This window comes from Snodgrassella sp. ESL0324, assembly GCF_013344955.1.
Lineage (GTDB): Bacteria > Pseudomonadota > Gammaproteobacteria > Burkholderiales > Neisseriaceae > Snodgrassella > Snodgrassella alvi.
Map to the genome: position 1 here is coordinate 52,986 of NZ_JAAEDS010000015.1, position 8,077 is coordinate 61,062.

The following is an 8,077-nucleotide window of genomic DNA, read 5'->3' on the forward strand; positions in this document are numbered from 1 at the left end:
TGTAACAGTTCCTGAATCACCGCCTGTAGCTACTGCCCTACCAGTGACTTCATAACAGGAACAGTCGACCAGTCAATACTGTCGAGCAGATTTTTTACCACCAATCCCAGTTCTGTATCACCCTCGATTTTCAGCCGGCGATTGAAAAACAGCGTATCCGGATCTTCCTGGCGCAACAGCATTTTCATAAAATCGGCGGTATTGGCACTCAGACACAAATCCACTACACCAGCAGCATCAGCAGCCATAAAACGCTCGTTGTCGGCACTGAAACATAAATCCAGCCCCAAATCCGATACCACAATCCGGAAATGACGTCCGGCCAGCAAAGACATATCTGCCAGTAATATCTCTCTTCTGAGTAACTGATTTAAGGTATTAACCAATACCCATGCCGGTGGTTTTGCCGGCAGTACTGAAATTATCTTTTTCAAAAATACCGGCATTACTTTATCAGGCACCTGCATGTATCATCCCTTCGCATTGATTAATTCCGGCTTTACCATGCCAGTAACCATCCACCAGTACATTACCTGCATGCATTTTGAGCTCAGATAAAGCAGAAGTTGCTTTTTTTGCCCCGTCCAGAACCTGCTGATGCAATTCAATCACTTCCGCCATATACTCTTTTTGCGGAGAAATTCTTAAATATTTCACACCAATAGCCATCAGCTGCTGATAACTGGCGAGTAAAGAATGATAGCCGGCAGACATTGTCTGAATCCCGTTAATAGTCAGAAAAGCCTGTTTTTCGCGTGTATTCAGTAGCAGACCATCAGCATGTTCCAGACATTTGAATTCACAACTGTCTTTTTTCAGATTGTAATGCCGTGCGGTAAAACAGCGTGAAGAATAAGCCAACGGCAATTTTCCCCAGCCAAATACCTCACAGGTCATATCCGGCACTGCCGCAATCATCTTGGCCAGCCGTTCTGCGCCCAGCTCAACCGGAGCAATCCAGCGATAAGCCCCCAGCGACTGCATCAATGCCAGCGTCTGCTCGTTATAAATATTCAGTGCCTGCCCCGCAACAAAAGTAATTCCCTTTGCATGCAGCAGCCTCACCGCAGCAAGATCATTAGCCTCTACCTGAAAATCAGCTTGTTCTGTCAGTTTACGCAGCCGCTTTAAATCAGATTCACTCTCCAGCAGCACCTGTGAAGATAAAATCACCTCATGCCCGCTGGCAGCCACATCATGAGCCAAATCAATCCAGTCGGCTACTTTCAGCTCCTGCCGGCGGGAACATACCGTCTCACCCATATAAACCGTTTTTAGTGGCTGCTCAGCCATCTGCCGGTAAAAATCCACAATCTGCTGCTTATGCCAGAAAAACAGAATCGGCCCTAACGATATAGCCAGTTTACCCTGTTGCATCATCCACATTCCTTTATCATTTCCACGGCCGGTTATAAGCACCCAGCGTTACCTGCTGGCCTTCTGAGACTTTGGCCAGTGCCTGCTGCCACAACGGATTAACACTGAACTGTTCCGGACTTTGTATTGCCATATCCAGAGCCTGCCGTAATACCTTAGTGACCTGAGCTGTATAGGCCGGACTGCGCTGCCTGCCTTCCACCTTAATCGCCGCCACACCGATTTCCAGCAATTGCGGCAAAATTTCTATAACATTCAGACTGGTTGGTTCTTCCAGCGCATAATACGTTTCCTGATTTACCTGAAACCTCCCTTTGCACAAAGTCGGATAACCGGCCGGCTCATCCACACCATACCGGTCAATCAGAATATTATTCAGCCGCGCATCCATCCCGTTGTTATGCTGCTCCCAGCGAACATATTTTGCCGGTGAACACACACCGAAGGTATTAGGCGACTCTCCCGTCACATAACTTGAAAGCAGACAGCGTCCCTCTACCATCACACACAAACTGCCAAACCCGAACACCTCAATTTCCACAGAAGTATGTTTAATTACCTGTTCCACCTGAGGTAAAGTCAGCACCCGCGGCAATACCACCCGTTTGATACCAAACAGCTCCTGAGCCAGATTAATCGCCTCATAATTTGTAGCCGACCCCTGTACCGACATATGCAATGCCAGCTGAGGATGTGTTTTTCGCGCATAAGCCAGCATCCCCAGATCAGCCAGAATAACCGCATCCACGCCCAGCTCAGCCGCTGTATCCACAGCCTGCTGCCATTTCAGTACATCGCCGGCCTGTGCATACGTATTAATTGCCATCAGCACCTTACGCCCGTACTGATGTGCATAAGCAATTCCCTCAGCGGCTGACTTATAGTCAAAATTCAGACCGGCAAAATTACGTGCATTAGTTGCATCCTTCAGCCCCATATAAACCGTATCCGCTCCATGGTCTACTGCCATTTTCAGCGCCGGTAAATTACCTGCCGGGCAAACCAGTTCAGGTATTTTCCTACTCATCTGTTTTCACCTACCCCATAAATAAAAACATCAATCAGCAGGTATCAATACCTGCACAAACGCAGGATTAAAACATTTAATACAATCGAATTTATTGACAATAAACAAGCAAAAATTAAATCAAAATATTTTTAATATTTATTTAACCAACAGATACATAAACAAATAAAAAGTTTAATAAAAATAACAGTGAACATAAGAATGATTGTCTAAATAAGCTGCCTTTTGCCGTAGTTTTATTTTCCGAATCACCATAGCACTTCCATTTATCTGCCACAAAATATGTTATGCTGTACCGCATAGTTCATATAGTTAATGTCTGAAGGTAGGGAGAACCAAATGGCAATACCTGAATCTAAACAGGAACTAATTGAAGCAATTAATAAAAACTATACACTACTGACCAAAAAGCTGGCTGCTGTACCTGAACAGAAAGCCTATCTGCCTCTGATGGAAGGCCATGCTAAAGGTACAATGATGAGTGCTGCACAGCTTGTGTCTTATTTAATTGGCTGGGGAGAACTGGTACTGTCATGGCATAAACAGGAACAGTCAGGGCAGAAAATTGCCTTTCCGGAAGCAGGATATAAATGGAATCAACTGGGATTACTGGCACAGAAATTCTATCGTGATTATCAGGACATCACCGACTTCAAACAGCTGCTCTCTCTTCTGGAGACCAGCAAAAAGAATCTGATTTCACTTATTGATAGCTTTAGTAATGAAGAGCTGTATGGCTCACTTTGGCATGAAAAATACACACGCGGACGCATGATTCAGTTTAATACTTCCTCCCCTTATAAAAATGCCACAGGACGATTGAATAAATTATTGAAACAGATAAAAGAATAAATTAATTATTAGCAATAATCTGGTCACGATAGCCAGATAGCACCTGAATATGATTCAGACATAATTATTGCCTTATTATTAATTACAATTTTATTTTTGACCTTTCATTAAATGATCATTCCGCATTTAAACCAGTACATCATTATCCAGACTTTTTGTAATTTTTAACGCTGTATAAGGTCTCAATTTAAATAATTCGTCACATATATCCAGACATATATTCATTGTTTCTTTATCCTCGTCCTCTATTGCTTCATCATAAATTCTCTGAATGGCGGGTATCAAATTAGACTCATCCTGCCAAGAATCCCAAATATCTTCACTCTGATAACGACGATTAATATTTTCGACTAAAATTAATAATAGAGGGCATAAATCAGTTAATTTTGCAGGGTAATTATTTATAGTCCAGCATAATTCATTTATGCAATAAATCGCGGCACGGGAATTAACAAAAATACTGAATAATTTCTGAAAATTTGATTTTGTCCAATAATTTTTACTGTTAATACAAAGACCTAATTTTCTGACTATCTCAATATTTTCATCATTTAGCAACCTTTCATAAGCAAATTCAATTTTCTCTATCTTATCTGTATATTCATCATTTTCCAGAATTTGTATAATAAAATCGGTACAACCATTTTTTAAGACATTATCTCCATTCAATACTTGCTGCAATTCGTCTGCAAATAAATTACAAAAAAACCATCTGGCATATATCTGTTTAGCAGCCTGTATTCTAACTTCAGAATTATCAGAATTAAGCATATTTAATACCAGTTCGATATATAAATATTCATAAGGTCCTTCGAATCCGGAATTAAAAAAATAATTTGCTTCTGGAGAACAAGAAAATATAATATTTTTACGGCATAAAATAGAAAAATTTTTATGAGCATAATCTTCATTATAATTCAGAATGGATAGCAAAAGAGCTGTAGAAGTAATTTGTACTGCCGGATGTTCTTCATTGATAGCCGCCTGAATTATGTCCAGATTAGCCAATGCAAATTCTTTATTTTTTCTGAATATTTCTGCTAACGCATGATAAGCACTGCCTCGGACACAATTCAAGGAATTTGTATACAGTTCCTTAATATTTACAGAATCAGCACATTTATTCTGACCTGAAGTATATACTGATAATGTATTAGGCTTTGGATTCGGAGAAAATTTTGCCAGATTGCATAACATATCAATTAGTGATTTTGAAATATCATCCTCTCTATTGGCTAACATTCTAACTAAACTTAATTCAGACACATGATTATAAAAATGTAAAATAATTTTTTCTAACAAATCCAGCGGACAAGGCTGCCATTCTGCCTGAAAATCCTTAGCTATCTTATTTCTATCAGTTTCAGCCAAACCATAAAATAAAGCATCAATAAACTCTTTATGAATAGAAGCAGGTAAAGTCAGGGCAAATCTGGCAAATCGGGATGGCTGATTGCGTACATTAGTTTCAAAACTACGAGCAAAGTTTTTAATTTCTGACGTAGCTATTATATTTTCATTTATCTGTTTCCGTTTATTTGAATTCAGTTTCGCCTCTGGCGCTAATATTAATTGGCGCCAGTTTTTATCAGACAAAAAATTTCCTTCAGGTAATGGAGATACTAAGAATCCAGCAAAACTATTTAATGTTTTGCCGACATTTTTATAAAACCCAAACTTTCGCTGCAACACAGCTATTAATACACATGTATCAGGCTTCAGACGTTGGCAATCCAGTTTCGGCAACAAAAAATATTGCGCATGTCCCCAATAGTGTTCAAAAATTCCATTCTTTCTGTTTGCCAATTGCGATTTAATATACTCAATATCCTTTAATGGCGGTATATAGTAAATAGTATGTTCTAATTGCTTAAATAATTCCTCTGAACAATGAGGAGAAAATTTTTCAATCAGCTTCCCAGCCAAAGCCCATTCGGATTCAATCCAAAAATTACCACAACTTAATCTTTGTTGCGGCTCTTTTAATAACCAGCTAATCACCATATCTGCATATTTAGCTGGAAGATTGAATAACTGATTAGCTATTATGTGTATAAAAATAAAATTAGGGTGATTTAGGTAAGGCTTAATCAGTTTAATAAGCTCTTCTGGCCTGTCTTGCAACTGGCTGCCAGCCACCTCTATCATTTTCAGTATAGTTAGTTGTAGACTGGTTTTGTTCTCTAAAACGCATTGAAATTTATCAATCCATTGATTAAAAATAGCTTTTTCTGAATTAGACGGCAAAATATTGTTTATATATTTCAAAAGAAATTTTAACACAACTTGCGGTATTAACATGACCATTTGAATTACATTATCATCATTTTCTGACCAATAGCACTTAGACATGAAAGGTTTCATTATGTATTCGGCGTCAAAAGGATCTGATATTCCGGATAACTCCTGCTGATGCTGAGCCAGTATGATGCTAATTATATCCAGAGCTCGTTGTGGATATTTTTTTGCAAGATTGTTCCAGTTTATCGAATATGACTGATATCCTGATTTTATTATTTTTTTTCTTAAATCAAACAATATATCAGCATCATTTTCCATTTCTATAGGCAATGCTCTAAATATTTTGGCATCAAGTGAATCAGACAGGCCAACCAAAGGGGTGATTTCTTTTACCACTAATTCAGGTATTATATTTACTACTGAAAATAATAAATTTATTGTTGAATCAACCAATACTTGATCTGTATTTTGTAACCATCCGGCAATATATCCGGCTTCAATCAGATATCCGACAATATAGCTATTGCCGTAGCTGGCATTCTGCAAAAATTGTATTAAAAATTCAGGCTCAGTAATAATTTTATCAATCAGTTTACGCGCCGGTTTTTTAAGTTCCTGAATGTCTTTAATACTGTACAAAACAAGATGCTTTAAATGAAACCTGATATCATCAGTAAATAAAATAGCGTTTACACAATTACAGAAAGATTCTTGGTTTGTTTGCAGCAACAGATTCATAGCATATTTCAGCTGCTCCCGTTTCATTAATGTCTGTTCTTCTCTGCTTCCTATAGCATCTAATAAATTCTCCACAGAAAGCATTGCAGTCTGATACAGACTAAAACCGATCTGATAATCAAATAATACCTGATGCCGGAAACTTATCTGCCCATTCTGTCTGTTCAGTAATCCAACTGATATCAAAGCTTTGAGCTGTTTTTGCATTTCTACTGGTAATAAAGATTCTGATACAGTTAACCGGCAGCTTTGCATCATTAGTTTAGAAATTAAATTTGCAAGTTTATGAGCCTCTGAACTACTAACACTACAGCGCTCCACTTCTTGCATACGATCTTTGATAAATTCTTGTATCAGCTCCAGTTTATTATTTAATTTTGTTACCGAATTATGATTATTACTGGCAATGGATAAATAAAATCCCAGCCATAACGGTATTCGCAAAATACGCTTTTTTTCTGATAGCAGGTCAGAATAATTTTCATAAGGTGACACTAAATCATTTACGGTATTCTCATCTAATTCTGCCAGATTTATTTTCCTGCATTCATTATCTAAGCTTTTTATCCAGCTGGATAATGCGATATCTTCATTAATGTCAAATGTTCGTGCTGCCAATACTACACTGATATTTTTATTTTCTTTTCTTAAATAAATGATCTGTTTAATAAATTGACGACAGATTTCCAGTGCCTGACTTGAATGCATCGCAGTCCAGCGAATGGCATCTAACTGATCAAGGATAAAAACAACTTTTTGGGCAGCAGCATATTTACTCAGACAATAAATCGGTGAAGCAAGAAAACCAAGAGATATTCCATATTGATCGAGATTTGTTGCCGGAGTTCTTCTATCCAGACGAATCGGCACTGAAATAATTTTCTGCTGTTGCAAATATTCATGCAGTTGCAGTAATAAAAAACTTTTGCCGTAACCGGCCTCAGCAGTAAGTAATGTGATAGCATTGCTTTGTATTGAATCAGATAATTGCTGTACTTCATTTTTTCTGTTAATCAGATTAGCAACCGGTGAGGAACAAATCGAATTATTAAATTCTTCAGACAAATTATCAATCGCTGTCTTTATGCGTGTATCCGAAGGCATTACTCTGCGGTTAAATCCGCTTTTTTCTAAATCTCCCTGTAAAAGAAAGGGTGTTATTTCAGTACGTAGTTTATCTTTATCAACCGGATAAATTTTTAAAAACCTTAATATATCATCTGTATTATCAGAATATAACTGGGAAATTCTGAATTCCAGCCAATCCTTTGTTGTCGTTGTAAACTTAAATTGTTCAATTTTAAATTTTTGCAAAAATTTAATTGCACGGGATACATCTTTCAGGCAGGTGATATCCAGATTCAGATAATTGCATAGGCCTTCAAAAATTTTTTTACGTTCCTGGCTGACATTTATCTGCCATTTCAGAAAATCCTCTGGATTCCCATTGCTGTTTAACGCACTATCACTCAGATCACTGATGATTTTACAGCTTAAAGGAGAAACCAGATAAAATTCATTATTTTGCTCTATCTGAAGCCATGCATCAGATAAAATTTTAGAACTATGTAACTGAGCCAGTGTCCAGTATTCATAATTTCCTTTACCCATTTTGCATTGGTGGTATTCAGCTGTACCGTCCGTTTTATTAATAAGGAATTCTACCCCTTGCCCATCAGAACCTAACGGCTCAACGACAATACTTATAATTTGTTCTTCCAGCAAGCGAACCAGCTGATAGGCTACCCAATTAGCTTCATAGCGATTACCGAATTTATCTGCATACCCACCACACTCTGCTGCCATCTTATTTTCTCTGAAATAATGATATCTACTAATAAT

The 8,077-nt window shown here is 37.9% G+C and carries 5 protein-coding genes; 1 reads left to right on the forward strand and 4 read right to left on the reverse strand.

Going from position 1 to position 8,077, the window contains the following annotated elements:
• Window positions 1-29 precede the first annotated feature (29 nt).
• From GYY70_RS09980 to GYY70_RS09990, 3 genes are read right to left on the reverse strand one after another with little or no spacing between them, the layout of a single operon-like run.
• Window positions 30-467, reverse strand: coding sequence for an SCP2 domain-containing protein (locus tag GYY70_RS09980; RefSeq protein WP_025331468.1), 438 nt, complete (start codon window positions 465-467; stop codon window positions 30-32).
• Window positions 454-1,377, reverse strand: a complete 924-nt coding sequence (locus GYY70_RS09985) for a U32 family peptidase (RefSeq protein WP_174832321.1) — start codon at window positions 1,375-1,377, stop codon at window positions 454-456. Before GYY70_RS09985 ends, GYY70_RS09980 begins: the two co-directional genes overlap by 14 nt.
• Before the next feature lie 16 nt (window positions 1,378-1,393).
• A complete protein-coding gene (locus GYY70_RS09990; RefSeq protein ID WP_078475417.1) occupies window positions 1,394-2,404 on the reverse strand; it encodes a peptidase U32 family protein in 1,011 nt (336 codons plus the stop codon).
• Window positions 2,405-2,743: 339 nt separating this feature from the next.
• On the opposite strand from GYY70_RS09990, the gene GYY70_RS09995 reads away from it, so the two are divergent.
• On the forward strand, window positions 2,744-3,256 hold the full coding sequence (locus GYY70_RS09995) for a ClbS/DfsB family four-helix bundle protein (protein ID WP_174832260.1): 513 nt from the start codon (window positions 2,744-2,746) through the stop codon (window positions 3,254-3,256).
• Between the two features lie 126 nt (window positions 3,257-3,382).
• On the opposite strand, the gene GYY70_RS10000 is transcribed toward GYY70_RS09995, so the two are convergent.
• Window positions 3,383-7,960 (reverse strand): hypothetical protein, encoded by a 4,578-nt coding sequence (locus GYY70_RS10000; protein ID WP_174832261.1) that lies wholly within the window; start codon window positions 7,958-7,960, stop codon window positions 3,383-3,385.
• Window positions 7,961-8,077 lie beyond the last annotated feature (117 nt).